21 protein-coding genes and 2 tRNA genes are annotated in these 26,092 nt (G+C 41.8%); 13 read left to right on the top strand and 10 right to left on the bottom strand.

Annotated elements, in window-relative coordinates; translation table 11 throughout:
* Positions 1-6: 6 nt before the first annotated feature.
* Positions 7-954: an OmpA family protein gene (locus ACKGJO_RS10380; protein WP_411323370.1), complete on the bottom strand. Its 948-nt coding sequence runs from the start codon at positions 952-954 to the stop codon at positions 7-9.
* Between the two features lie 199 nt (positions 955-1,153).
* Between ACKGJO_RS10380 and ACKGJO_RS10375 the strand changes: the two genes are divergently transcribed.
* From ACKGJO_RS10375 to ACKGJO_RS10355, 5 genes are all read left to right on the top strand, one after another.
* Positions 1,154-1,230, top strand: a tRNA-Ala gene (locus tag ACKGJO_RS10375).
* Positions 1,231-1,384: 154 nt separating this feature from the next.
* Positions 1,385-2,560, top strand: coding sequence for a hypothetical protein (locus ACKGJO_RS10370; protein WP_411323369.1), 1,176 nt, complete (start codon positions 1,385-1,387; stop codon positions 2,558-2,560).
* A gap of 22 nt (positions 2,561-2,582) precedes the next feature.
* On the top strand, positions 2,583-3,314 hold the full coding sequence (locus ACKGJO_RS10365) for a FecR domain-containing protein (RefSeq protein WP_411323368.1): 732 nt from the start codon (positions 2,583-2,585) through the stop codon (positions 3,312-3,314).
* 50 nt (positions 3,315-3,364) lie between these two features.
* Entirely contained in the window at positions 3,365-6,112 is a 2,748-nt protein-coding gene (locus ACKGJO_RS10360) for a hypothetical protein (RefSeq protein WP_411323367.1), read from the top strand.
* A gap of 3 nt (positions 6,113-6,115) precedes the next feature.
* A complete protein-coding gene (locus ACKGJO_RS10355) occupies positions 6,116-8,275 on the top strand; it encodes a CHASE2 domain-containing protein (RefSeq protein WP_411323366.1) in 2,160 nt (719 codons plus the stop codon).
* A gap of 10 nt (positions 8,276-8,285) precedes the next feature.
* Here the strand turns inward: ACKGJO_RS10355 and ACKGJO_RS10350 are convergent.
* The 3 genes from ACKGJO_RS10350 to tilS all read right to left on the bottom strand — a co-directional run bounded on the left by ACKGJO_RS10350 (position 8,286) and on the right by tilS (position 10,403).
* Positions 8,286-8,374, bottom strand: a tRNA-Ser gene (locus tag ACKGJO_RS10350).
* 116 nt (positions 8,375-8,490) lie between these two features.
* A complete protein-coding gene (gene hpt, locus ACKGJO_RS10345) occupies positions 8,491-9,057 on the bottom strand; it encodes a hypoxanthine phosphoribosyltransferase (protein WP_411323365.1) in 567 nt (188 codons plus the stop codon).
* Positions 9,058-9,062: 5 nt separating this feature from the next.
* Positions 9,063-10,403, bottom strand: coding sequence for a tRNA lysidine(34) synthetase TilS (gene tilS, locus ACKGJO_RS10340; protein WP_411323364.1), 1,341 nt, complete (start codon positions 10,401-10,403; stop codon positions 9,063-9,065).
* 137 nt (positions 10,404-10,540) lie between these two features.
* Between tilS and ACKGJO_RS10335 the strand changes: the two genes are divergently transcribed.
* Together ACKGJO_RS10335 and ACKGJO_RS10330 are read left to right on the top strand one after the other, a co-directional pair.
* Entirely contained in the window at positions 10,541-11,065 is a 525-nt protein-coding gene (locus tag ACKGJO_RS10335) for a DUF1643 domain-containing protein (protein ID WP_411323363.1), read from the top strand.
* Between the two features lie 78 nt (positions 11,066-11,143).
* Positions 11,144-12,442 carry a M24 family metallopeptidase gene (locus ACKGJO_RS10330; protein WP_411323362.1) on the top strand — a complete coding sequence of 433 codons (1,299 nt, stop codon included), beginning with the start codon at positions 11,144-11,146 and terminating at the stop codon, positions 12,440-12,442.
* Between the two features lie 37 nt (positions 12,443-12,479).
* On the opposite strand, the gene ACKGJO_RS10325 is transcribed toward ACKGJO_RS10330, so the two are convergent.
* The 3 genes from ACKGJO_RS10325 to ACKGJO_RS10315 form a co-directional block, all read right to left on the bottom strand.
* The gene (locus tag ACKGJO_RS10325) at positions 12,480-14,045 is read right to left on the bottom strand and encodes a Na+/H+ antiporter NhaC family protein (protein WP_411323361.1); all 1,566 of its coding nucleotides are present in this window, start codon (positions 14,043-14,045) and stop codon (positions 12,480-12,482) included.
* Between the two features lie 141 nt (positions 14,046-14,186).
* Entirely contained in the window at positions 14,187-15,713 is a 1,527-nt protein-coding gene (locus tag ACKGJO_RS10320; RefSeq protein ID WP_411323360.1) for a DEAD/DEAH box helicase, read from the bottom strand.
* Positions 15,714-15,858: 145 nt separating this feature from the next.
* The gene (locus ACKGJO_RS10315; protein WP_411323359.1) at positions 15,859-16,782 is read right to left on the bottom strand and encodes a CPBP family intramembrane glutamic endopeptidase; all 924 of its coding nucleotides are present in this window, start codon (positions 16,780-16,782) and stop codon (positions 15,859-15,861) included.
* A gap of 152 nt (positions 16,783-16,934) precedes the next feature.
* On the opposite strand from ACKGJO_RS10315, the gene ACKGJO_RS10310 reads away from it, so the two are divergent.
* Positions 16,935-17,621 (top strand): SOS response-associated peptidase, encoded by a 687-nt coding sequence (locus ACKGJO_RS10310; RefSeq protein ID WP_411323358.1) that lies wholly within the window; start codon positions 16,935-16,937, stop codon positions 17,619-17,621.
* Positions 17,622-17,648: 27 nt separating this feature from the next.
* On the opposite strand, the gene ACKGJO_RS10305 is transcribed toward ACKGJO_RS10310, so the two are convergent.
* Positions 17,649-18,572, bottom strand: coding sequence for a mechanosensitive ion channel family protein (locus tag ACKGJO_RS10305; protein WP_411323357.1), 924 nt, complete (start codon positions 18,570-18,572; stop codon positions 17,649-17,651).
* 93 nt (positions 18,573-18,665) lie between these two features.
* Here ACKGJO_RS10305 and secG point away from each other — a divergent pair, with 93 nt between their 5' ends.
* On the top strand, positions 18,666-19,043 hold the full coding sequence (secG, locus tag ACKGJO_RS10300; RefSeq protein ID WP_411323356.1) for a preprotein translocase subunit SecG: 378 nt from the start codon (positions 18,666-18,668) through the stop codon (positions 19,041-19,043).
* A gap of 56 nt (positions 19,044-19,099) precedes the next feature.
* Here the strand turns inward: secG and cysM are convergent, their stop codons facing one another.
* Positions 19,100-19,981 (bottom strand): cysteine synthase CysM, encoded by an 882-nt coding sequence (gene cysM / locus ACKGJO_RS10295; protein WP_411323355.1) that lies wholly within the window; start codon positions 19,979-19,981, stop codon positions 19,100-19,102.
* Between the two features lie 165 nt (positions 19,982-20,146).
* Between cysM and ACKGJO_RS10290 the strand changes: the two genes are divergently transcribed.
* Positions 20,147-21,202 (top strand): 6-bladed beta-propeller, encoded by a 1,056-nt coding sequence (locus ACKGJO_RS10290; RefSeq protein WP_411323354.1) that lies wholly within the window; start codon positions 20,147-20,149, stop codon positions 21,200-21,202.
* Positions 21,203-21,208: 6 nt separating this feature from the next.
* On the opposite strand, the gene epsC is transcribed toward ACKGJO_RS10290, so the two are convergent.
* On the bottom strand, positions 21,209-22,039 hold the full coding sequence (gene epsC, locus ACKGJO_RS10285) for a serine O-acetyltransferase EpsC (protein WP_411323353.1): 831 nt from the start codon (positions 22,037-22,039) through the stop codon (positions 21,209-21,211).
* 252 nt (positions 22,040-22,291) lie between these two features.
* Between epsC and ACKGJO_RS10280 the strand changes: the two genes are divergently transcribed.
* The 3 genes from ACKGJO_RS10280 to ACKGJO_RS10270 are packed head-to-tail and all read left to right on the top strand — an operon-like array spanning position 22,292 to position 25,932.
* Complete coding sequence (locus ACKGJO_RS10280; protein WP_411323352.1) at positions 22,292-23,413, top strand: efflux RND transporter periplasmic adaptor subunit; 1,122 nt, start codon at positions 22,292-22,294, stop codon at positions 23,411-23,413.
* Between the two features lie 20 nt (positions 23,414-23,433).
* On the top strand, positions 23,434-24,663 hold the full coding sequence (locus tag ACKGJO_RS10275; protein ID WP_411323351.1) for an ABC transporter permease: 1,230 nt from the start codon (positions 23,434-23,436) through the stop codon (positions 24,661-24,663).
* A gap of 24 nt (positions 24,664-24,687) precedes the next feature.
* The gene (locus tag ACKGJO_RS10270; RefSeq protein ID WP_411323350.1) at positions 24,688-25,932 is read left to right on the top strand and encodes an ABC transporter permease; all 1,245 of its coding nucleotides are present in this window, start codon (positions 24,688-24,690) and stop codon (positions 25,930-25,932) included.
* Positions 25,933-26,092: the final 160 nt, after the last annotated feature.

Genomic DNA, 26,092 nt, shown 5'->3' with positions numbered 1-26,092 from the left:
AAGGTCTTAGTTATTTCTTTCGTACTTAAGAGTACTGATAGGGTGTGACTCTGCACGTCGGTTTCTTTCGCAACCGATTTCTTCTGTTTCATCAAGACACTCAACCGGGGCTTTACCCAAACCGCGTGATTCAATTCTGCTTTCAGAAATACCATTTTCTGTGTAGAAATCTACTACAGAGCTTGCACGGCGAAGACTCAGGCGTAAGTTATACTGATCGCCACCTACGTGATCAGTGTATGCGTCTACACGTACACGGAAAGCAGGAGCATCTTTCAACACTTCAACATTTTCCATGAGGATGGCTTCAGCATCGCTGCGGATATTGGAGCGGTCAAAGTCAAAGTTAATAGTATCGAGAGCGTTAGAATCAAGATACATTGGGTCAGTTCCGTCAGTTGGATTAGTTCCCATGTCAATTTCTTGCATGTCAGTGAAACCGTCACCATCAGAATCCGCATTATTTGGATTCGTGTCGTGAGTCATGATTTCATCATAATCATTAAGACCATCGTTGTCTGAATCAGAATTATTAGGATCAGTGTTGTACTCATTTACTTCATCACCGTCAGAAAGACCGTCGTTATCTGAATCAGTGCTGTTAGGATCTGTGTTATATGAGTTTACCTCATCACCGTCAGAAAGACCGTCGCCATCTGTATCAGCGTTTAGCGGGTCAGTATCATAAGAGTTTACTTCGTCACCATCAGTAAGGCCATCACCGTCAGTGTCAGCATTCAGTGGATCAGTTTCATACTCATATAATTCCATATAGTCATTAAGGCCATCAGAATCAGTGTCTAATGTTCTAAGAGTTTCTTCATCTAAGGATTGAAGATATTCAAGCGTACGCTCAGATGGTGCTAATAATTCATCTGTTCCGGAACAGCTTGTCATAAAGACAAATGCAACGGCGACAAACGAAATGTGTAGGATAGATTTTAGATTTGTCATCTTCTTGGATTACGGTTTAAAATTAAATTTAAATGTTTGATGCTAAAATAGCGGTTTAGTAGTGAATTAAAAAGAGTTTTTTAAGGACTTACAAGTCCAAAATACACTGAATTATAATGTAGTATTACTTTAATTTACAATAAATAAATTCATTGTGTTATTTATGTTCAAAATATCTATTTTAGCCGTCCTCGTTTATGGGGCTATAGCTCAGTTGGCTAGAGCGCTTCGCTGGCAGCGAAGAGGTCCGGGGTTCGAATCCCCGTAGCTCCACCAAGCCTTTCTCAATATTGGGGAAGGCTTTTTTTATGCTTACAATAGTCGTTTTACCAATCATGAGCTATAGTTAGTAATTAGTTGCAAAACTTGTTTGTGAATTTCTATTACTTTAAAATGTAGACGTCAAACAATTACGGGAGTCAAAATGAATATGGGATCGTGTAAATGTAACGTCTCAATTGTCTTACTGATCATAATGGCTATTGTTCCCATAAGAAAATCTGTTGCTCAGAATATTTCTCTGCAGTTGGAAGCAACCTCTTTACTTGATAACACACAGCTCGTCAGTTTTACAGATCTGGGAATTGATAACGAGGGGAGTGGACCTGTTTTAATTACCGGTTTCATAGAAAACCTTGATCCTGAGCCTATCAATGATTTGTTTTTAGAAATTAAGATAAGAGGAACCAGATCCGGAACACTAGTTGAATTACGATCATTATCTGACCTTCCTATATCATTGGAACCTTATCAATCCCTATATATTACTAACAATGATATTGCAAGGAAAAGGATTCCGGGAATCGATCAAAGAATAGATTTTTCCGGGGGATTGACCCCTGAGGGTGAAAATTTGTTTGATAGGTTATCCGGTTCTACTACCCTTCCGCGTGATATATATTCTGTGGAGGTCGTGATATTTAAAGTTTCTGATGCTTTTGGTCGCGAAGATCTGGCCCGCGACGTTGTAGAATTTGGTGGTTCAGCGGCAAGAACATTTGAGGAGAGTGAAATATATCTAAAATCACCGGGCGGACAAGTTGGAAGCAGATCAGAGATCTCAAATCCTTATCCACAATTCAGCTGGGAAGGTGAAAATAATATCAGTTACCGGTTGGTGGTGGTAGAACAGAATCGGCAGGATAGTCCGGAGTCATTGATTGAAAGTGCCTTTAGTACAATGCCCATGAATGAGGGTGGTTCGTTGCTTGAATACGAAAACCTGGATGTATTGGTGACTCAAAGTACGTATCAATTTCCATCCTCAGGTGCCCAGCCTTTGCAGCCCGGTAAAACTTACTATTGGCAGGTTCAGACCTCTTTGCAACGCAGCGGTGATACAGAACGCGTTTCATCAGAGATATGGAGCTTCACCCTTGGAGGTTCAGTCGAAAATGTGAATGCGCCCCCAATTACGAGTGAAGCAGAAGATGCCCTGATCGCTCTGATCGGAGAGAATGCCTACCGTCAACTGCAATCAGAGGGATTTGAATTAACAGGAATTGAGTATGAGGGTCAGGAATTCACAGGCCCGGCGGCAACTGTTAAGCTTGAAGATATCCTGCAATTAATAAGAGATAAGAAACTGATCTTAGGGTCAAATTGATCCGGGATATAAAAGCCCCGAAATGAAAATTATTCGAATAATCATACCTATTGTACTCATTCTTGCAATAACCTGTATGGACGTCAAAGCTTTTCAGGTTGAGCGAGAAATTGGAATTGTCAGACGGTTCAAACCGGATGTTACGGTTACAAATCTTGATAAAAATAAGTATAAAGAATTGAACCTCTCTGAAGATATTGGAGAAAGGCTTTACTCCGGAGATAGTTTATTTACTGATTCCGAGGGATTTGCATTAGTATATTTTATGGATAAAAGTATTGCGAAGGTAAAACCCAATTCCTTACTCATCATAAATGGTGACGTTGAGCTTTCGAGTAAAGTGAGCAACACCATGATCAACCTTCAGCGCGGGGAACTCTTTTTACAGGTTCAGCCTCAGGGATCCAACGAATTTGAAGTATACACCTCCAGGACGCTGGCCTCTGTAAAAGGAACAGATTTCGGTTCTAAATCAGATGGATATGTTTGGGTTGAAGAGGGGCAAGTTGATGTTACTGCATTGAACTCCGGACAAACGATCTCCTTGTTTGAAGAAATGTATGCGCAGGTAGATGAGGACGGCAATAATATCGATTCGGGTATGTTGAGTCAGGCTCAGCTTAGAAATTTGAATACGGGCTACGATGAAATGGCCACAGATCTGATCCCGAAAGAAATTATCCTGAAGTTCAGGGATCAAAACGGTCAGCTTAGAGAGATAAGGGTCAATGTGTACGAAGAGGGCCAAAACTAAATGGAACCGATTATGATCATTACAAAACTCATCATTAACACATAAAAAGGATGCGGGTACTGTTCAAATCTATTGGAGTGTTATTGATGCTGTTTTTTTGGTCAGACTCTGTATTGGCTCAATACAACATTCAGCATCAGCCACCGGTGGCCATTGAACGAAACAGCATTACTCAGCTTGAATTTTCAGTACCGGGACTTCTGGAGTCGGATATTCAGCAGGCCCGTCTTTTCTACCGGTATGGAGGCGATTTCAGTTACAGTCAAATGGAAGTTAATTTTCGGGATAATGATCTGGTAGCGGATTTCTCACTGGATAACCCGAATGCCAGTATAGTAGAGTATTATCTGGAAGTAGAGCTATTCTCGGGAGAGTCGATATATTTTCCGGCTACACTGCCATCTGAGAATCCGGTCCGTGTTGAGATCGTTGAAGGATCACGAGGTCAAAGTGATAAGCCTGAAATGGATGGCATCGATTACACTATTCTTTCGCCTCTGCCGGGTAACGGCGTAACAAAGGATGACGTACTTATCGCCATTGCCTTATTTTATGATATAAATGCTATCGAGCCGGGACAATTCAAGCTTTACCTTAACAACATTGATATAAGTGAAGATGCTGACTTAAGCGATTATTATATCTCCTACAAACCCCAAGAATTAGGATCCGGTTTTTACACCATTGAGCTTGTCTATGAAACTTCTGCAGAGGAATATTCAGTTGCCCGGTGGCAGTTTACTGTGGTTGAACCCGGTGCAGCGTCATTTTCCGGCTTTGGGGAAAATAATATTCCACAAATATCGGCCGAATTAACGGGGAGAAACCAGGTCATATCCGGTAATGTCAATAATGCTTACACCGGTAGAACAAGAGTTTCAGGAAAGTATGGGCTGTGGAAATATTCTTTAAATGGATATCTGACCTCACAAGAATCGGATAGATTGCAACCTCAAAACAGATATGGAATTGATCTGATGTACAGCGACTGGTTTATGTTAGAGGTTGGGCATGTGTATCCGACAATGAGTGATTTTTCTATCCGGGGGAGAAGAATTCAGGGTTTAAATACGAACATTAACACACTTGACGATAAACTTACTATTCAATTTATGTATGGAAATTTGGATAGGAAGATCACTAATCAATACGACAGCCTCGCGGTACGTGACATAGTGAACAGTACCGGTGATGTTGTAAGTAAAAACTACCTGCTCACGTATCAGGATGAAGGGAGAGGAACTTTTAAACGAAAATTAGTTGGAGGAAGAATTAGTGTAGGCGATGACAGAAATTGGCAGATTGGGTTACATGCCATGAAGATTCATGATGATACGACTTCCATACTTAATGCCAGGAATTTTCTGGATGTCGTCAATTCAGGATTGGAACTGAATTCAAGTCTGACGCAACAGGATCGTGATAATCTCCAAAGTGATCCTTCGAGACTAGCCGTAGAAGGCGGAAGCATTAAACCTAAAGAGAATGTGGTTTTGGGAACGGATCTGAAAATCGGTTTTATGGATAACACTCTTCGTTTAGAATCTGATGCTGCTTTAAGTGCCCTTAATAACAATGTGTATGGTGGCCAGCTTACGCGGGAGCGAGCTGATGACCTTGGTTTCGATATAACCAATAATGCGGCTGACTTTCTGGACCGGCTCTCATGGCTTATCATTGTGAATGAGAATATGAGTGCATTGCCACTTAGGTTTAATGAAAACGAAAATGGCGATCTGATCGGTGAGCTGTTTTTACCGAGCAGTATTTTTGCTACAAATCATGAGTTGTCGTATCGGAATCAGAGCAATAATGCCAGATTACAGTATCGATGGATCGGTCCAAATTTTAACTCGCTGGCAAATTCAACAATTAGGAGGGACGTGGCGGGATTTACGGCGAGCGATCGGCTCAATTTGTTTTCTAACCAGCTATATCTGACACTGGGCTTTGAACATCTGAAAGATAATGTGACAAATACCAGGGAGGCGACTACAAAGACCATTACCTACAGAACAAATGCCAGCTGGTATCCGGTTGATCGCTCGCTTCCCCGAATTAATATGGGCCTTCGATACAGAACCAGAAATAATGGAGTTGATCGTCAAAATTACCTCTTGTCATCAGACCTGCTGAATTCTGCGGCATTGAACATCAGGCAGGAAATTAAAACGATAAATGGTCAGGATTCTGTAGTGACCACCATTACCCCAACACCCAGACAGAACAGAACATTTAATTTTACCTCAGGAGTAACTCAGCAATTTTATTTCATGGATGCAAGAAATGATGCATCATTGAATTTTAATTCTTTAAGAACCTCTGATGATGTTTTTGCTTTCGGAGATGTAAAAAGCTCCTCGCTTTCAATGAACCTTAACTCAAGATTTTATGAGCTTCCACTGGAAAGCAGGCTGGGCCTTACCTATAACTATACCACCTCGGGAAGCGGACAAAATGAGATCTGGATAACAGGTTTATATGCCGGCGGTAATTATAGGATCTTGGAAGATAGACTATCACTGAATGGCAGATTGGCATTTACTAATAACAAGGTGAATTCCAAAATATTGGAAATAAACGAAAATGGAACAGCAGAGGATCCTAAAGACGATTATTATGAATTTGGGTCTTTCACAGATTCTGATAAGTTTCAAACTTATGTGTTGCAACTTGGAGCACGTTATGACTTTGATCAATATCATGCCCTTCTTTTTGATGCTAATTTTACTAATGTGAGTGGTGGTAGTCGCGCTAACGATCGGATCGTACAACTCAGATATCTTTTTAGATTCTAAATCATGAATACCACCAATAAAAAACAGAAAAAGCATATTCAGGTTATTACGATAGCCTTGGCCGCGTTTGTAGTATCTGTTTTACTGATCTTCTTTAAGCCGGTGCAGAACCTCGAACTTAGGCACGATGACCTGCTATTTGAGATGAGGGGAGAGTTGGATGTTTCAGACTCTCCGATCGTTTTGGTGGCGATTAGTCAGCAGGCGGATGAAGAAATCCAATTCAAATATCCCTGGCCAACTAATTTACATGCAAGACTGGTAGACAATTTGAATCGGGCCGGAGCCAAGGTAATTGCTTTTGATGTCATTTTTGATAACTCGGATCCAATTAACGATTCTCTATTTGCAGAGTCGCTAAAAAAGCATGGGAATGTGATATTGGGAGGAGAGTTTCAGACAAACCAAACCACAGTGTCTAAATTGAATTCTTCCCTTTTCCCAAACGCGGTTTTATTAAATGCAAATCCCAACAAACCCGGCTTGGTGGGAGTTTCTCCGGATCTGGACGGTGCTGTTAGAACTTACAATTTCGGTAATGTACACCGGGGTGAAAGTTATTACAGACTTGGGGTGGAGATTATCAGGATATTTAAGGGCATATCATATAAGGAAATAGATGACATCAATACGGAAAATGAAGCGCCTTATTTTACCCTTGGTTCTTATGAAATACCCAAAAACAGGGCTAATTCTTTTTTGATCAATTATTACGGGCCGGAGGGGACCTTCTCTGAGGTTTCTTATGAAGAGATTATTGATGATTCTTCCTATACCACAGTATTTGAATCTCAGCTTGGTGCTCAGGTAAATAGTTTTGATGACCCCGAGATCGGTCACCTGAATCGTGGTACGTTCAAGGATAAGGTCGTATTGATTGGTGCGACCATGCCTTTGTTAAAAGATTTCTACGCTACGCCATATGCTAATGAAGGCAACAACGAGCGACCTGGTTATCAGATACATGCCAATGCGGTTCAAACCATATTGGATAGCAATTATCTGTCCCATTTCAATAATTGGTATACCCTGCTCATCATGGTTTTCTTTTGTTTGGTTCTGGCATTTGTGAACCGCTACATAAATGCATTTATGGGCTCTTTGATCGCCCTGTTTCTTGCAGGTGCTTTTTTTGGTATTACCTATTGGGCGTTTGTCTCACTGAATGTCATTATGATGGTCACGGGGCCTCTCCTTGCTTTATTTGTGACCCAAAGTGGCATGGTTAGTTATGAATACTATATGGAGCAAAAGGAAAAGCGAAGGATAAAAAGCATGTTTTCTTCCTATGTTTCTCCCGAACTTGTGGATCAGATGATCAAGTCTGGGAACGAACCCAAACTAGGTGGGAATGAAGAATATATCACGGCATTTTTCAGTGACATTGTTTCATTTTCAACTTTTTCGGAGCAGCTGAAACCACATCAGCTTGTAAAACTCATCAACGAGTATCTGGATGCTATGACGGGGATCATCAACGATCAGGGAGGCACGCTTGATAAGTATATTGGTGACGCCATAGTTTCATTCTTTGGGGCTCCGGTTGAGATCAAAGATCATGCATTCAAGGCATGTAAAACGGCTTGTTTAATGCAGTATGAACTGATGAAACTATCTGAAAAATGGGAAAGAGACGGATGGCCTGAATTGATAGTGAACATGAGGCAAAGGATAGGGATAAACACGGGACTTGTAATAACCGGGAATATGGGTTCTTCAAAGCGCTTTAACTATACCATGATGGGAGATAACGTAAATCTGGCTGCAAGATGTGAAAGTGCTGCTCAGTTCTATGGAGTGGATATCATGGTAACAGAATCCACGAAAAATGAGGCTGAATCTTCAAGTGATGAACTGGTTTTCAGAAAACTGGATAAGATCGTGGTCAAAGGAAGAAGTCAACCCGTAAAGGTTTATGAGCTGACAGGTTTGAAGCAGTATGTTTCCGGCTCGTTGCTAAAGAGGAATCAAATATTTGAGGAAGCACTTATAGCATATTACAGCAGAGACTGGACAACAGCGCAATCGCATTTTAGAAGATCACTGGAATTGGAGATACACGAAAATAATCCATCAAGAGTATTTATCGAACGTTGCGAAATGATGAGGGAAATTCCACCACCGGTAGAATGGAACGGTATTTTTGTGATGGAACAGAAGTAGATCAAAAATGCGGAGAGAGAGGGATTCGAACCCTCGATACCTCGTTAGAGGTATACTCCCTTAGCAGGGGAGCGCTTTCAGCCACTCAGCCATCTCTCCGTTTTCAGAAGGGCAACAAATATAGCGAGCTTTAGGTACTAATAGCAACCTTTTCTGAGGTGTTTCTTGAGCAAGTTCTCAGTGATCTAAAAAAAGATTCTAGCCTTGACAACATCTCATTCATTATCATCTATCACATAAATTTGGGATAGGTTTCGACCTTCCTGAGCGAAATCCAGTCCATAACCCAGAACAAAAGCATTTGGAATCTCAAAGCCAACATAATCTAATTGAACATCATGTTTTGTGGCTTCTTTTTTATGCAAAAGAGTGCATACCGATACAGATTCCGGTTTATATTCTTTGATTCGCTTAAGCATATAATTCATGGATAAACCGGTATCCACAATATCCTCAACAAGTATAACATGACGACCTTCGATCTTTGCATCAATATGTTTGAGTTCTGTTACCTCACCTGAAGACACTTTTTCATCACCATAGCTACTTAATTTCATGAAATCAACTTCACAAGGAATGCTGACGTGACGCATAAGGTCGGCTAAAAAGATGAAAGCCCCATTCAAAATGCCAATAAAGATCGGCTTTTTGTCTGCAAAATCTTTATCCATCTTATTTCCCAGCTGATTTATTCGTTCATCGATCTGCTCTTTTGTGATGTAGATCTTGAACGTTTCGTCATTACACTTTACGGTATCAGGTTGGTAAAACTTGGAACTCATAGTGTCTAAAAATTAATGGTCAAATAAGATTCGGTGTTATTGTCGCACTTAACGGTATCAGAGATCGCGCCTCGTTCTCCAATATCGGTATTATCAGGATAAATAATGGCGTAAATAGTACCACCTGAACCGCACAATACCAAAGCTTTTTCACGGGAAATAGTAGGGATTTTGCGATTGGTCAGGTGGTCAGAGACTTTTTGTGTGCCCTGCAAACCCAGTGGTTTTATGGTGTCACCGTGCTTCCATGTTCTCATTATGAGTGGCCATTTGAGTTTGGAAGCATCCATTCGAAGGTTTGGAGCACTCGGTTTTTGGTCAGATAAACGGAGGGTAAAATATGACGCTTCAAAACCTGAATCCGCCTCATCCTGTGTAATGAATTGAGACTCAATGGAATCACGTTCATTTTTGATATGAAGACGCAGAAGGTTACGATCGCGAGTCAGTTTATACTCTCCGATCTGAATACTTTTTCCGGTTTGCACTGATGCTATATTCGAGAGTGCATACAGTTGTTTTTTAGAATATAGACCTTCAAGGCCATGGTCATCAAGGAAACGCTTTAAAACAGCTGTTTTTAATTTAGAGTCGAGTTCAGTCAGTTCGTTCAATCGGATGGTTCGATTATCTGAAATGCTATTTAAGACCTCTTCGATGGCTGATGAATAAGTGGCCCCGAATGTGTTCAGATCAAGCAAATTTTGTTGCCAACCCGGGAACAGTGAATCCATTTTAACTGACAATTCATTTCTGATAAAGTTCCGTGCGTAATCAGATTCTTCGTTACTTGCATCCACACGATAAGGTACGGCCTCAGATTCGCAAAAATTCAGGATCTGGCCTTTATCAAATGGTAATAAAGGTCTAAGTATCTCTCCATCCCATATATCCATACCTTGCCAGGAAGTTGGTGCACTGCCGCGCATGATCTTTTGAAAAATAGTTTCAACCTGATCATCTTTGTGATGAGCGGTAATGATAGCTGCGCCATTGTAGTTTTCTTTAAAATCGCGAAAAAATTGATAGCGTTGACCACGGGCCCAGTTTTGAAAATTTTGGTTTTCTGCCCCGGAAGGATCAAGTGAAATGGAACAGATTTCGAAGCCCCATGAAAAGGCCATTTGCTCAACCAACTCCTGATCCTTGTCTGATGATTCATCTCGTTTGCCGTAGTTAACGTGAACTACGAAGACCTTGCGTTGAAGTAAATACATCAGATAAAGTAGTGCCATTGAATCAGGCCCTCCGCTTACACCCATGATGAAAAGATCATCATCCGAAAAGTGTTTGGAAAGGACATCGTTAAGGTGTTCCCTGATTTTTTCGGGTAGTAATTTATCCATATAAAAAAGTATGAAAAAAATGTGAATTTAGAACGATCAATCAAGAATAGATGGGATAAGTGATGACAAGCAGATCGGGTTTAAGAGTGTAATAAAAGCATGTATCTTTGAAGCTGAATTTTAATCAACAAGTTAATATGTTTGAAAATAGAGAGTGGATATATCACCATGACGAACCTTTGACTAGATATTCTCTGGGGCAGATAGGTGACAACCCGTTGGTATGTTTCGGGGTCAATCCAAGTACGGCAAAGCCAAACGACCTTGACCCCACAGTGGCATCAGTTGCCAGGTTTGCCAGAGATCATGGTTACGATGGGTGGCTGATGTTCAATTTATATCCACAGAGAGCGACCGATCCCGATAAAATGCACAAGCATTTTCAATTGAAGATCCACAAGAAGAATGTTGAGGTGATAGCAGAATTGACAAAGGGAATTTCAGCAGACATCTGGTGTGCTTGGGGCACCCTGATTGAAAAAAGACCGTATTTATCAAGATGTTTGAGTGACATCTATAGGGTGTTAAATGACAATAACTGCACCTATTTTAAAAGGGGGCGAATTTCAAAGGCAGGGCATCCACATCATCCGCTTTATCTAAAAAAAACGGCTCCACCAGAACCCTTCCCAATCGGTAAATACATAAGTGAAGTTCTATAGTTCAGGTTAACCTGAGGTTGGCAGATGTGGATCAGATAATGTAGCTTCAAACAACAAAATCAATCAATCTTTGATCTTATGCTGAAATACTTACTATCATTCTTATTAATCTTGACAGCCTGTGTCCCTGAAAATGTTGAAACTGTTGAAATGCGTGAATCTCCCTGGCCGGAAATAAGAAAAGAACGAATTTCGACATTACTGCCTCAGGCTATGGATGCTGCAGGCGTTGATCTATGGCTCGTGATCTGCAGAGAAAATGATAACGATCCCATCGCAGACCACATTGGCGGAGAAAACGCAGGAGGGACAGCAGTATTTTTGTTTTATAAAGACGAAGGTGGTTTTCATTCCCTGGTTTATTCTCCCGTAGGAGAAGCAACGGCACTTGATGAACTCAATATCCATGACGAGGTCAGGCCTGTTGAGCGGAGTAAATCAGCTGTCGATGAGGCAGCAACATTTATCCGGAGCAGAAACTTTGATACTATAGCTGTTAACTCCTCCGAAAATAACGCGCAGGCTGATGGATTAAGTTATACGCAAAGAGTAGAGCTTGAAGATAAACTTGGCCCAAATCTTTCAAAAAGACTTGTTTCGTCTGAAGAACTTATCTACGAATGGTTATCTGTTAAACTTGATGAAGAAGTCGAGATCATGACGAAAGCTGCAGAGCTGACAGCTGAGTGGGAGATAGAGGCTTATGAGATGATCATTCCCGGAGAAACTACGGATGCAGAAGTGGCTGCATTTTTAAAGAAAAGAATGGATCAATTTGGGGTAAAGGATGCCTGGAATCCAAGTCAGAACCCAAATGTAAATTCGGGTCCGGATAGAGGTCACTCCCATTCCACCGACAAGGTCATTATGCCGGGTGATGTCATTCAAACTGATTTCGGTATTAAACTATATGATAGGTGGGTCAGTGATATTCAGCGGTTTGCCTATGTATTGAAGGAGGGCGAAACTCAGGCACCTGAAGATATACAGTTCTACTGGGAATCAGCAAAAGAAGGAAACAGAGCAGCTTTTAATGCTATGAAGCCCGGTGTAAAAGGTGTGGAAGTAGACGCTGCACAACGTGAAGTAATGGAGAAAAATAACTCGGAATATGTTATGTGGAGTACAGGTCACCCGGTAGGTTATGTTGCCCATGATACCGGGCCAAACCTTGGGGGTTCACAAGCCCCATCTGTTCGTCCTGCAGCTCAAAAGATCCTGAAACCGGGTATGGTATTTGCCTTTGACGGATTCCACAGCTGGGCTTTAAGTGACAGCACTTTCAAAACGATCTCAGTTGAAGAAATGGCGGTGATCACTGAAGATGGTGCCCGATATTTGATCGAGCCACAGGAAGCGCTCATTCTTGTGGATTGATATTACAGTCTTGAGTTTGAAATATTTTAAACCATTACTACACAAAGACTAACACCATTGCTGCATAAGAGAGTACCGCCAGTGTTCCTGCTAGAATGGCTAACGGGAACTGAGTTTGAACGTGATCCATAAGATCACAGCCTGTTGAAAGTGAAGATAGAATAGTTGTATCTGAAATTGGTGAACATTGATCACCGAAAACAGCCCCACCTATTACAGCTGAAAAGCATAGAGTCAGAAAAAATGGGTCAGGTACAACTGCCCAGGCCAGGGGTATGGCAACAGGGAAAACAACGGCGTATGTGCCCCAGGAAGTGCCGGTTGAAAATGCTATAAGCATGCATAATATCATGAGTAAGCCCGGAAGTAAAAAGGCAGGTATAACATTGCCGACTAGTTCTACCACATATGGGGCCGTGCCAACAGCATCAGCTACTTCTTTTAGAGTAACGGCCAAGGCTAATATTACAGCGCCTATAGTTACGCCTTTACAACCATCTATAAAACCATCAATTACTTCTTGAAGCTGCATACCTTTAGCCAGTGCAATGCCAAATCCTGCCAATACAGCCAATATAAATGCCTCAGCTATAGGAAGGATGGCGTTTTCACCCATTCCCATGAAAAACCTTGTAATTAAGTAAGGTAGAATCGCAACTCCCAAGAGTGTACCTATAGGTCCAAAGAAATCGATAAGTCCCGGGTTATAGCCTATAGGTACTTTACTTTGAGTCAATTCATCAGCAGCCATAGGGTTTGCTCCTTCACGATCAAGGCCATTTCCTAAACGGGCTCTTTTAATAGCTGCGCGCATTTTTTTTCCGGGAACAAAAGGGAGTTTGTCCCAAGCGAAAAATAAAGTCAGTAGGATGGCGAAAATCGCATAAAAATTATAGGGAAGAGCGGATATAAAAAAAGCTACGCTTTGTTGTGGAGTTTCAAGAAATGGCAGTGTTCCAATCACTAAACTACCTACATAAAAAGGCCATACGTTAAATGGGATAATGGTTGCTGCTGGTGAGGCAGTTGAGTCAACCATATAGGCAAGCTCCTCGTGCGAGACTTTATACTTATCAGCGACTGGTCTTACAGTTGCACCTGTCAGTACTGTGCTGATAGTACCTCCCTGATGAAATATTAACCCCATTAACCAGGTGAAGAATTTAGCTGTTTTTGGTCCGCGGACCATTTTTTTGCTTGCCCAGCCTGCAAATCGTTCTGCTCCCCCGGTTCGTGTCCAGATACCGATCAATCCTCCTAATGCCCATAAATAAACAATAATGATCAAGGCAAAACTTTCGGTTCCAACTGAAGGTATCAGAAACTCCTGAACGATATTGATCTTTCCAGATATGACACCGCCTAGACAAATGCCAATAAATAAAGCACTTACAACCTCACGGGTGTAAAACGCCAAAACGATCGCAACAAGCGGAGGCATAATAGACCATAAACCATAATGGCCGTTTTGTTCCGGAAATACCTCATTGACGCCTGCATATATTCCAGCAATAATTAAAGACAAGATCAGGCCAATACCAATTCTTCTGCGTGTATCAGGGTCTTTCCATTTTTTTTTGGTGCCGGCAAAATCATCAGTCATAGAGGTTATTTTTAAATATAAAAATGAAAAAGAATGGTAGGAAATCAGGCAGGTAATGCCAAAAAATTGGTGTTAAAGAGCATAAAAAAAGACGCATCTAAATGATGCGCCTCTTTAAAAATGTGAAGAAAAATAAAAAAATCAGTTAAATAACTTTTTGATCCACCCAAAGGCTCCCTCTCCGGAACTTGGTTCAGGTCGTTTGCCTTTCCCTTCTTTTCCTCCGGAAAGACCCTCATAGGAAGGTCTTGGCAGGCTGTTGGTTTTCTTTTCTTTTTTTGGTTTTCTTCGTTTCCGTTCCTGTTTATTATTTTTTTTCTTTTTGTCCTTATTTGAACCTGACTGCTTTTTAGAACGCCCTTTCTTCTCTTTAACTTCCTCAGGAAGTGGGATCTCAGTAGGGGCATAGCCTACTTTTTTCACGATCTCATCAATATCTTCTTTGTCCATCTTGGATACCAATGAGACCATGCGAGCTGCTTTACCACTGCCGACAAGTTCAGCACGGTATTTATACTCTTCTACTTCACTTGGAACGTCATAATTGATAACCTGCTTCACTTCATTCAGCTCTATCTCGGTAGCTGATAAGCCGCCTACCAGAAGGATCTTCATATCGCCGGATACAAACTTACCGAAGCGTTCATCATAATATTCTTGCTTCAAGCCTTCATTAATGCTTACAACTCCCCAACCCTTTTTACGGATGATCCTGAAAAGGCGATCAGTTGTTCGTTTTGATGCAGCAAATACAACGATCTTATCGGTGAGTGTTTTTTCAAGATGAGCAAGTAATGTCGATATCTTAGCTCTTGGAGGAACATAAATGTAAGCCTGAGTCAGGTCTTCTGGAACAGTGGGATCTTCCTCTTCTGTATCTGAGCTTTCGCCATTTGAAGATTCATCAATTTCTTCAGGATTAAGAACAACACTCACGCTTGCCGCTTCAAGTTTACGGTTTACTTTTTCCTGATCCAGGATAAAGTCTTCTCCGGTATCCTTGTCCTCCGCGCTTTCAGTTTGTTCCTGTTGAGCATCGGATTTGGACTCACCTTTCTGCTCACTTGAATCCTTTGATGCCTTTTCTCCATCAAATCCGATTAAATTAGGATCTTTAAGTAAAGCTGAGGATAAATCTTGAGTAGCTTTATTATTTGATTCAGAAAAAATCAGGACCTGAGGATCATTCTCAACTAACTGCATGATATCCTTTACCCGCTTCACCAGGTTATAGTTTTCCATGCCATGAGCCTGATCAATGACGACAAGGTCCACGTGGGATAGCTTGAGCTTGTTTTTTTCCAGTATTTCAATCAAACGTCCCGGATTTGCGATCACAACCGGGGCACCATCTTTTATAGCTTGCTCTTGTTCCTCTCGGTTTCCTTTCATAGAAAGTGAAGCACTGCTGATCTGAGCATGGTAACCCATGGCCCAAACCGTTTCATCCAATGCTTTAGCTCGCTCAATAGATGGTGTTAATATTAAAACTTTAGTGCCACTAACCTCTCCATAGGTAGTCAATTTCTGCAAAGCAGGTATCAAAAATACTCCATCATCATCGGTTTCAGTTTGTACAAGCATATGGTTGCCTTGCAATACCGATGGAATAACTTCATTCTGGAGAGGTGTAGGTTTTTCAATTCGTAGGTCGGCCAGCCCGCTCATTAAGTTGGGGCTTAAGCCAAATTCTTCAAAAGACAATGTTTACACCTCTTTCGTTTTGGCGTTATAGTTCAATTTTCAAAGATCTTATCTTCAAAAGATGAAGATCTTTCAATATACAAAAAAAGTTGTGGAAGCTCAGGTTATGTTATTTATTATCCGAATTTCTATAGTCTGCGTAATGAATTTTAAATAGCCTAACGGGATTTAGGTCGACTCCTGAGTGGCGTAAATAGACAAATGTGAGAAGGATTATGGCTATGATGCCGAGTAAGCCAGCTAGTCCGGCCTCTGGTCCAAAGGCACCGCCTGTCCACCAATCCGGCCCTTTTTGTTGAATCTGAATAACTGAATTTCGGATCTCCATGCCGCTCACCCTAAATCCATAGACACCTCCCTGAAAAAAATTCCAGGAAAAGTGAAGACCGATGGATAATGCTAATCTCCCCGTGATGATGTAAGGGATCGCAAGCATGATACCGGCTAAAAGAATATTAAAGACAGCTGTATATGAAGCATCAGGGTTGGCCGCGTGAGCAATTCCAAACAAGGCAGAGCTGACAAAAACACTGATCAAAGTTGCCTTGAATGGAGATATATTTCCGATCGACAAGCCTTCTTTGATATTGGGAATGAGATATCCGCGTGACAACAATTCTTCGTAAAATCCAACGGATGCCATTTGGACAAAGAAAACTGAAATTGGAATAAGCCAGTATTTCTGACCATTTCTTTCCCACCCAAAACCATTGATCTCTAACCCGTCGGTTTGCCAGATGAATAGGAAAATGACACCCATCACAAGGGCGGCGATCACAATGCCAGCAAGTAACTCTTTAAGCCATGCTTTACTAATAACCAATCCGGAGTGAACCCAGGATCGCTGATCTACGAATCTGAACATGACGTAGTACAATACAAGGGTAAAGAGGGAAATACTCACGTACTGTAAGGCTGTGAAAGGAATAATCGAAGGAAGAGCCACGCCAAAGCTAAACAAAAACAAAAAGAGAATGATCCTGAACAGCGAGCGCATTCGTTGCTCTTCAACACTAAAAAATATATTTTTCATAGACAATGCTTGAAATTCAAATATCAGCAAATATAGAAATTACAAAGAGGCAATATCAGCAGGATATGAGAAGAATGGAAATTGTTGGGCAATACTTGGGAGATTTTTCGTTTATTACCTGAAAGCCAATATAAAAAATGGGTTTAAGCTTTATGGAAAGATATGTCTTAGATGCACAAAAAGAGGAAATTGAAGAAGCATTTGGAGTAGGATCGAGATCGGAGGTCATTTTCGAGCCAAATTATAATGTAATTCCCGGATCCGTTATGCCTGTTATTCTTATAAAAGATGGACAAAGATATATTGATACTTTAGAGTGGGGTTACAGAGAAAAACTTACTGATGAAGCACGGGAGGAGCTTACGGTCGAGGAGATAAAAGGGTCGCAAGAATGGGCTGGAAAACTAAAAACACAAACGTGTATAATTCCAGCATCCGGATTTTATAAGTGGAAGGAAACAGTGGAAGATCCATTGCCCTTTTATTTGAGAGTTATTTCTGAAGATGTGACCGGTTTTGCAGGACTCTGCTCAACATTTGAGGATAAGAACGGGAGAACGGTTGAAACCTTTGCCATACTAACTATGCCGGCCAATGCATTAGTTGAGCCTTTGGACGATAGAATGCCGGTGATCCTAAAACGTGATCAATATGAAGCATGGTTAGGCGGTAATGGAAAGTCATTAGTTGATAGAGGTATCAATGCAGATGACCTGCTTCCTCATATGACAGTATTCAGGGTTCCAGAATTAGTTAATGACCCGTCCAATAATTCTAAAGAACTCATTCAGCCTATTCCCAAACTCCGTAACTATGATGGAGCAGATGAAGACAATTAGAAAGTGGTGAGTCTATATCTATAGTTTCTAATTACCGTCCGGAATTGTGCCGGCTTTACCTTCGGTGGGGTTATTGTAGTAACGTATGGTTGGATAGGCGAAATCAATATCATCATGTTCTTCAAACCTGTTCAGGATGGACTCCCAAAGAAGTTGTGATACACCTCGTCTGGTTCTTGGGTTGGATAGGTAGCGAATGGTAAGATTAATGCCACTGTCTTTAACGCTTGTGTACACAATTGGAGTAAGGTAGCGGTACTGGATAAGGTAGGATTTTTCGGCTTTTTTCACCTCTTTATGTGCTTGATTGACAAATTCCTGGCAGACGTCATCTGAAATTTCCTGAAGTATGGTCTTGGCCTTTTTCCAGTCACTTTCAAAAGTTACCAATACACCCATTTCATTCCACACCCATTCAAAGTCACTGGTGTAGTTAGCAATATCATCGGTAAATATTTTGTGATTAGGGATATGGATCACACGACCTGTACTTTGGTCTGCGTCCACCCAGTTTCCGATCTCGAGAATTGTGAATTTAAAGACGCGGATATCAATAACGTCCCCTTTAGAGTTGCCAACCTGAATACGGTCTCCAACGTCAAATGGCTTTCGCCAGATCAGAAAAAGCCAACCGGCCAGATCGGTAACAGGATCTTTCAGGGCAATAGCAATACCGGCAGAAAGCAGTCCAAGGAATGTTCCCAGTTGTCCTAATGCTGAAAACCAAACTTGTGCAAGTATTATGGCACCGATCAGGAAAACAAGATAGTTGGTATTTTTTTTCCATTTATAAACTGTCTTCCTGTCTTCTACGTTTTTTTGTAGAATGCGGACAACGAAAAACCGGATAAGCCATAAAAAAATGATGATTCCGAGAGTCTCCGCTATCTGAATTGTGAGGCTCGGTGAATTAGCAATGAATTCTTTTATACTGTTTATGAACTCTTTCATTCGTTAATTGTATATTTTGATACTCCTATGCTTGGGATAGTATGCAAAAATGGGTATCTTTGCACCCTCCAAAAAAGATAAGAATCTAATTACATGCTTTATAATATAATTGTTGGTGTCATTGCTGTCATTTGTTTTCTGCTGATCGTGGTTGTTTTGTTACAACCGGGGCAGGGTCAAGGAATTTCCGGAATGGGTGGAGCCGGAGCTATCGGAGGCGGTGGCGGACTCGGTGCGCGAAGAACTGCGGATCTGCTTTCAAAAGCAACTTCCATACTTGCAGGTATCTTCTTGACCTTGTGCGTATTGGCAAATTTCGCCATCGACAGAGGTGAGGTCAACCGAAGTATTCTGCAGGAAGGGGCACCGGGAATGAATGCTCCAATTGAGTCACCATCAGAAACCTCGCCTGCTATTCCTCAGACTCAAAGCGATGACCAAGACGGAACTTCAGAAGAGGGCGGAAACTAATACACACCTTTCTAAAAAGTATTTAGAGCCTCATCATTAAGTTGATGAGGCTTTTTTTATGTACCAAACAAAGGTGAACTCAGGTAACGGTCACCACGATCGCAGGTGATGCAAACGATGATACCCTCATCGATTTCCTCAGCAATTTTAAGGGCGGCTGTCAAGGCTCCTCCACTGCTCATTCCCGCAAAGATACCTTCCTCTTTCGCCATACGTCGTGCCATTTCAGTGGCCTCATCCTGACTCACATCCACAATCCTGTCAACTCGGTCAGCCTCAAATATTTCAGGCAAGTACTCAGGTGACCATCTTCGGATGCCGGGAATGGAAGAACCCTCGGTCGGTTGAGTGCCTACGATCTGCACATCCGGATCTTGAGATTTCAGGAAACGGGATACACCCATGATGGTTCCGGTGGTGCCCATCGCAGAAACGAAATGGCTGATATTACCGTCTGTATCTTCCCATATTTCAGGCCCGGTAGTGCGTTCGTGCATTTTGTAATTATCAGGATTGCCAAATTGATTCAACTGAAAAAAACCTTCATCGTCAGCCATTTTTTGTGCCAGTTCCCGGGAATATTCAATTGTTTTATCAGCAGGTGTGAGGATGACTTCAGCTCCAAAAGCTTTCATGGATTTTACCCGCTCTTCGGTGGCACTTTCCGGCATCAGTAATTTGATCTTCAATCCTTTCATCGAAGCGATCATGGCCAGGGCTATACCAGTGTTGCCACTTGTGGCTTCAACCAAAGTATCGCCGGGTTTAATATCACCACGATCCAGCGCTCCGTTGATCATCCCTAATGCCGCCCTGTCTTTAACACTACCGCCGGGATTTTGTCCCTCAAGCTTACAATAGATCGTTACATTCTTGTTGGTTGGGATTTTTTGCAATTCAATAAGGGGAGTGTTGCCGATGAGTTCTTCGATTTTCATGGTTTGTCTTTTCGTACTTTAGTGGCACTTAAAATATTTTGTTATAATCTGATAACCAATTTGAATGTAAAAAGAGTCGCTTTTACTCATGTGTTTTATGAAGAGGTAATTTGATAGCGTTTAATAAAGCCAATTATCAGGCAATACTGTGATAACAGAAAGACTATGATTTACTTTTTTATAATATCATTTTTCTTGTCTTTTACGCCGCCGTTAGAGGACACGAATATTAGGTTGATCTATTCTTATTCAATTGAAGAAAGTGAAGAGGGGGATATTTTTTTCGGTAATATTCGTGACGCAGTTTTTACAAATGACTGTAGGGTAATACTGCTGCCTTCATCAGAAAAATCAATTTTTGTCTATAATAATGATGGAAAATTTATCCAAAAATTAGGGAATGAAGGAAGAGGGCCCGGCGAGTTAATGGTGCCAATGTCCATTGCATCAAATAATACCGGAGATATTATTGTTACTGATCTTGGGAATGCGAAGATTGCTATATGGAATAAAACTTATAATTTGATTAGTGAACTTTCCACTCCCCACAATGCATTGCTCTATGCTCATACACGGAGTTTTCAAAGAAATGCAACTGACTTGTTTTATTGGACTATGAGTCCTGATCCTTCAACCGGGCTTGATAAAATCAGAATACACAAAATTGATACCCGGCTTGAAGATGCTGAATTATATTTTTCAATTAATGAAAATTCAGATAATGAGATGTATGAGTTTATTTCTGGCTGGGGAACTTGGGATATTTCAGAGGAAGGAGAAATAATTACAGTTGGTAAATCACCCGATTATCATTTGTATAAATTTAATGTAAAAGATAACAAACTGGTACAATTTGGAAACCCTTTCGATCCTGTTGTGCGTACCCAAAAAGAAAACGAAATAAGAATTGAAAATGCTAAAAGGATATCAAGTCAGGCTGCTTCGATGCTTTCAAATTCTAATGATGAAAAACCGGTTTTTCAGAATATTGAAATAGATGATAAGAATTTTATTTGGGCTCACCGCAGTAAGGTCTATGGGGAAGCAGAAGAAATTGATATTTATTCAATTGAGGGAAAATTTATAACAACAGTTACCCTTCCTCAAAGTAATGATGAGTATAGGTTGATGGATATTAGAAATAATGAAGTTCTATTTAAGGTTGCTCGCGAAGATGGCAGGCATTCTTTGGAAGTCTATGAGATCGATTATTCTGGTTGAAATAATCTACTTATACGTTATCGTATCCGTTTCACCTTCGGTATTCGACATTTTGGCTTTGTAATAGATCTTGGAATTAGCAGGCACGTTTTTGGTCAGCCACACATTACCACCGATGATACTGCCAGAACCAACCACGGTATCGCCCCCAAGGATCGTGGCACCGGAATAGATCACTACGTTATCTTGAATGGTTGGGTGGCGTTTTATTTTAGCGTCCTCTTTTCTGACGCTTAGCCCGCCAAGAGTCACACCCTGATAGATCTTGACGTTTGAACCGATCTTTGTGGTCTCACCGATCACCACGCCGGTACCGTGATCTATACAAAAATGGTCTCCGATCTCAGCCCCCGGGTGAATATCAATACCAGTTTGCCGGTGTGCAAATTCTGAAATGATCCTTGGTATGAGGTTTACACCAAGCTGCAGTAATTCATGGGCTATTCGGTGTGCAGCAATGGCATAGAATCCAGGATAGGTTCGAATGATCTCGCCTTTGCTTTTAGCAGCAGGGTCACCGGCATAGATCGCTTCCACATCTTCGATCAGCGCTTTGCGGATGAAGGGAAGTTTGTCGAAAAAAGCATCTTCTAGTCCGCTTCGGCCACTTTTAACGCACTCCTTATTTTGATCCAGAATAGTTCGGAGTTCCAATTTACAGACATCAAGTGATTCCCTTACAGAATTTTCATTGGTCTTACGTTCATGTGTAAACTCAGGAAACAGCATGCTTAGTAAGTGCTCAAAAAAGGAGATCACCATTTCGGGAGGAGGGCAGGTAGACACATCTCTGTGTGCTTTTGCAAGTTCTTTTATAAATGTGTTGTAGTCACTCAAGATCAGAAATTAATATTTAATGGATATTTAGAAAGGTAACAAACATGGCATGCTTATGAGTTCATAATATTGAAAATGTTAGTTCAGGCCAATGAAATATTTAAGGATTTTTTATGCGGTTCGGCGCACAATAATAGCTGTTTCCAATCCTGATGAGAAATATTCATAGGAAGGTTTAGAAAAAATATAGAAACATTACAAAGATGGAATCGTAGAGACAGTCAAAACCAATTCAATTTCATTAAAATCATCATGGCAAAGCAAAAAAGAAAAACATGGATCTGGGTAGTAACCTTAGTGGTTATCGTATTAGGTGGCGGAGGCTTCTACTACAGCTACAGTAATAATGCGGAAGAGGCTAATTCTCAGGAAGAACCACATGTAACGGCAGAGATAGGGACCATAGTTGAAAAGGCTCTGGCAGTTGGAACTATTGAACCTGAAAATGAGATAGCGGTCAAGTCAAAATTATCAGGGGTTGTAAGTAAGCTATATGCTGAAGCCGGCGATTATGTTCGAAAAGGGGACCCGCTGATCGAAGTGAGTCCGGACCCCACTCCACTTGAATTAGCAGAAGCGAAAAGAAGCCTGGAGCGAATCGAGATCGAGGAAGAGAATTTACGAAAAGAGTTAGATAGAATGAGTCAGTTGCTTGAGCGCAAGCTTGTGGCTCAGCAGGAATACGATCAATTAAAAGAAAGACACAGTGATGTTATGGTGAGAAAGCAGATCGCAAACGAGCGATTGCAGCTACTCGAATCCGGCCGTATCAAAATGGGCGATGTTCTCATTGAATCCGTTATTCGAGCACCTATTGATGGGTATATCCTTGAGGAACTGGTAGACGTGGGAGAACCTGTGGTTCCTTTGACATCCTATCAGGCAGGTACACCTCTTATGACCATTGCTGAAATGGAAAACCTGTTGTTCAAAGGAACGGTAGATGAGATCGATATCGGTAAAGTAGAGATCGGTATGCCTGTTGAGATCAAGATCGGTGCCTTGCCAAGTGATACCATTCGTGGAGAGGTATCACATATTTCTTTGAAGGCACAAGAGCAGGATAATGCAACCGTATTTCCGGTTGAGATAAGAATAACAAATTCAAACGGAGCCGTTTTGAGGGCCGGATACTCTGCTAATGCCGATATCATAATCAAAAAACTGGAAAATACACTGACCATTCCGGAACGTGTTGTTGAGATGAGAGATGGTAAAGCTTATGTGGATCTGCCGGGTTCAGAGCCGGGCAGCCGTGAGGAAAAAGAGATCCAAATTGGTATGAGTGACGCCATCACCGTAGCCGTACTCGAAGGTTTAAGAGAGGGCGATAAAGTATTGGAACGTCCGGTTAAAACCCTCACTGTAAGATAAATCATTTAATGTAGATCAATATGTTACTCCCGGCTTTATTTAAAGAACTATTCCAAAACCTCAACCAGCAGCGCTTGCGCAGCTTCCTTACCATTTTCGGTATCATGTGGGGAACCGCTACGCTAATTCTGTTGCTGGCTTTTGGAATGGGATTCCGTGATCAGACCGTATTGAATATGCGGGGTATGGGAGACCAGATTGCGATCATGTTTGGTGGACAAACGACCAAGCCTTACGAAGGCTACGGAATTGGCCGCCCTATCCGGTATCGTGAACAGGATGCAAAACTACTTAAAGACGAAATTGTTGGTATCGATGTCGCAACGCCGGAATACATGAGAAGCCTTGAAATTTCTAATGGTGATAAGCGCAGAACTTCTTCAGTCGGAGGCGTCTATCCGGTATATCAGGAATTGAGAAATACGTTTGAAGTACCAGGAGGCCGATGGCTGAACCAACGAGATATGGATGACCGCCGCAGGGTGATCTTTCTGGGAAATCGGCTGGCTGAAAATCTATTCGGCGAGGAGGATCCGGTTGGGAAACAGGTGATGGTATCCAACACTCCTTTTACAGTCATAGGCGTACTTCAGGAAAAGATCCAGAATTCTTCCTATTCACAGCAGGACAGAGACCGATCATTTATTCCGGCATCCACTTTTTCTGTCATGATGGGCACTGAGATCATAAACAACATATTATACACACCGGCAGATCCGGCGCTTGCTCCTGCTATTCAGGATCAGGTCTATATGGTGATGGGGCGAAAACACCGCTTTGATCCGGCAGACAAAGACGCGATAGGGATCTGGGATACCAATGAGTTTTGGTCATTCATCAACATCATGTTCTTAGGTATTAATGGATTTCTGGGCCTGATAGGATTCTTTACCCTGGCAGTGGGTGGCATCGGTGTGGCAAACATCATGTTTGTGGTAGTACAGGAGCGCATGAAAGAGATCGGTATCCGAAGGGCTTCCGGGGCAAGAAGACATCATATCATGACTCAATTCTTTATGGAGACTTTTATGATAGTGGGTATAGGAGCTTCAGCCGGCTATCTTATTGGGTGGCTTTTGGTTGAGGCCATGCAGGATATTCCGATCAAGGAATTTGTGGGAACCCCGTACTTCTCACCCGAGGTGGGACTGATCGCTTTTGCTGTACTGGGATTTGTGGGATTTGCCTCCGGACTGTTACCGGCCTGGCGAGCATCAAGACTGGATGTAGTTGAATGCCTGAGACAATAATTTAAACCTGTAATGTAAACTGATATGTGGCGCACCTTATTCACTGAATTCTTTTCTGACCTGGGCAAGCAAAAACTCCGTTCTTTTCTGACACTGACGGCTATTGCGTGGGGAACTCTATCTGTAGTTCTCTTGCTGGCATTTGGCCGTGGGCTGGGAACCAGCTTGATGGAAGGGATGCTTGGAGCCGGAAATCAGGTTATCGTTGTTTATGGTGGACAAACCAGCATGAATTATGAAGGACTGGGAATTGGTCGTCGCATTTCTTTCACCGAAGCGGATGTTGATCTGTTGCAGGATGCCGTTCCGGGAATTCAGTATTCGAGTCCACAGTATGGTCGTTGGGGAGCACAGCTGAAAACAGAAAATGTAACCACAAATACATTCATGGAAGGAGTAAACCCCGACTTTGAGATCATGAGAACCATGTATCCTGCAGCGGGTGGTCGGTTCATCAATGAGCGTGATGTGGATGAGATGCGCAGGGTGCTTTTCCTGGGAGATGAGATCGCCGTACGTCTTTTCGGTGATGACAATCCGATTGGGCAGAAGGTAATGCTAGACAACACACCTTTTACCGTGGTTGGAGTAATGAAACCCAAAATGCAGACCTCTATGAATAATGGTCCCGATGCTGATCGCGCCATTATCCCTTACACCACATTCAGGAATATGTACGGAAATAGAAACGTGGGATCTATGTTGATCCGTCCTCAGGATCCAGCCCTTCAGGAAAGTATCAAGGCAGGGATCACAAATATCATGGCTTCTAAGTATAACTTCGATCCGGCTGATGAACAGGCCATGCCAATGTGGGATTTCATTGAGATGGAGGAAATGAATCAGAAAGTGGCTACAGGGTTGGAGATATTCTTGTTTACAGTCGGTTTCTTTACATTGATGATCGCCGGGGTGGGTGTGGCAAATATCATGTTCGTAGTGGTGAAGGAGCGAACCCGGGAAATTGGAATAAAGCTCGCTGTAGGTGCCAGAAAGGTTCATATTATTATTCAATTTATTTTTGAGTCTCTGTTCATTTCATTTTTAGGAGGGGGACTTGGTATCGCTATTTCATCAGCTATAGTTTTCGGAGTGCAGTCTATGGATCTGGAAGGAGGAGCTGCTGATTTTCTGGGTAATCCTGAGATCTCTCAGCTTGCAGTTGTTGTAACGGTAGGAGTTCTGGGTCTCATCGGACTTTTAGCCGGGATATTTCCCGCCATTAAAGCAGCAAAGGTAGATCCGGTTGAATCGCTTAGGTACGAATAAGCGATTTAGAAAGGAGAACTTCAGAATTCTGAAGAAAAAATTGTAGCGGGTGAAAGGTTTGACAGGCGGGTCTTATGTAGGCCAAATGCAGAACTTCATTGAGGGTCGATCAGTGACTTTAAAAAAATAAAAATCGTCATCTTGGTGAGATAGACTAAGA

The sequence above is a fragment of the Gracilimonas qinghaiensis genome (genome assembly GCF_046602855.1).
Taxonomy (GTDB): domain Bacteria; phylum Bacteroidota; class Rhodothermia; order Balneolales; family Balneolaceae; genus Gracilimonas.
The sequence above is the reverse complement of the archived record's forward strand: the minus strand, read 5'-3'. Positions and strand labels throughout refer to the sequence as shown.

Excerpts from the sequence above, each read along its gene's own strand:
- ACKGJO_RS10380 (WP_411323370.1), bottom strand. The coding sequence starts at position 954 with ATGACAAATCTAAAATCTATCCTACACATTTCGTTTGTCGCCGTTGCA.
- ACKGJO_RS10370 (WP_411323369.1), top strand. The coding sequence starts at position 1,385 with ATGGGATCGTGTAAATGTAACGTCTCAATTGTCTTACTGATCATAATG.
- ACKGJO_RS10365 (WP_411323368.1), top strand. The coding sequence starts at position 2,583 with ATGAAAATTATTCGAATAATCATACCTATTGTACTCATTCTTGCAATA.
- ACKGJO_RS10360 (WP_411323367.1), top strand. The coding sequence starts at position 3,365 with ATGCGGGTACTGTTCAAATCTATTGGAGTGTTATTGATGCTGTTTTTT.
- ACKGJO_RS10355 (WP_411323366.1), top strand. The coding sequence starts at position 6,116 with ATGAATACCACCAATAAAAAACAGAAAAAGCATATTCAGGTTATTACG.
- hpt (WP_411323365.1), bottom strand. The coding sequence starts at position 9,057 with ATGAGTTCCAAGTTTTACCAACCTGATACCGTAAAGTGTAATGACGAA.
- tilS (WP_411323364.1), bottom strand. The coding sequence starts at position 10,403 with ATGGATAAATTACTACCCGAAAAAATCAGGGAACACCTTAACGATGTC.
- ACKGJO_RS10335 (WP_411323363.1), top strand. The coding sequence starts at position 10,541 with ATGTTTGAAAATAGAGAGTGGATATATCACCATGACGAACCTTTGACT.
- ACKGJO_RS10330 (WP_411323362.1), top strand. The coding sequence starts at position 11,144 with ATGCTGAAATACTTACTATCATTCTTATTAATCTTGACAGCCTGTGTC.
- ACKGJO_RS10325 (WP_411323361.1), bottom strand. The coding sequence starts at position 14,045 with ATGACTGATGATTTTGCCGGCACCAAAAAAAAATGGAAAGACCCTGAT.
- ACKGJO_RS10320 (WP_411323360.1), bottom strand. The coding sequence starts at position 15,713 with ATGAGCGGGCTGGCCGACCTACGAATTGAAAAACCTACACCTCTCCAG.
- ACKGJO_RS10315 (WP_411323359.1), bottom strand. The coding sequence starts at position 16,782 with ATGAAAAATATATTTTTTAGTGTTGAAGAGCAACGAATGCGCTCGCTG.
- ACKGJO_RS10310 (WP_411323358.1), top strand. The coding sequence starts at position 16,935 with ATGGAAAGATATGTCTTAGATGCACAAAAAGAGGAAATTGAAGAAGCA.
- ACKGJO_RS10305 (WP_411323357.1), bottom strand. The coding sequence starts at position 18,572 with ATGAAAGAGTTCATAAACAGTATAAAAGAATTCATTGCTAATTCACCG.
- secG (WP_411323356.1), top strand. The coding sequence starts at position 18,666 with ATGCTTTATAATATAATTGTTGGTGTCATTGCTGTCATTTGTTTTCTG.
- cysM (WP_411323355.1), bottom strand. The coding sequence starts at position 19,981 with ATGAAAATCGAAGAACTCATCGGCAACACTCCCCTTATTGAATTGCAA.
- ACKGJO_RS10290 (WP_411323354.1), top strand. The coding sequence starts at position 20,147 with ATGATTTACTTTTTTATAATATCATTTTTCTTGTCTTTTACGCCGCCG.
- ACKGJO_RS10280 (WP_411323352.1), top strand. The coding sequence starts at position 22,292 with ATGGCAAAGCAAAAAAGAAAAACATGGATCTGGGTAGTAACCTTAGTG.
- ACKGJO_RS10275 (WP_411323351.1), top strand. The coding sequence starts at position 23,434 with ATGTTACTCCCGGCTTTATTTAAAGAACTATTCCAAAACCTCAACCAG.
- ACKGJO_RS10270 (WP_411323350.1), top strand. The coding sequence starts at position 24,688 with ATGTGGCGCACCTTATTCACTGAATTCTTTTCTGACCTGGGCAAGCAA.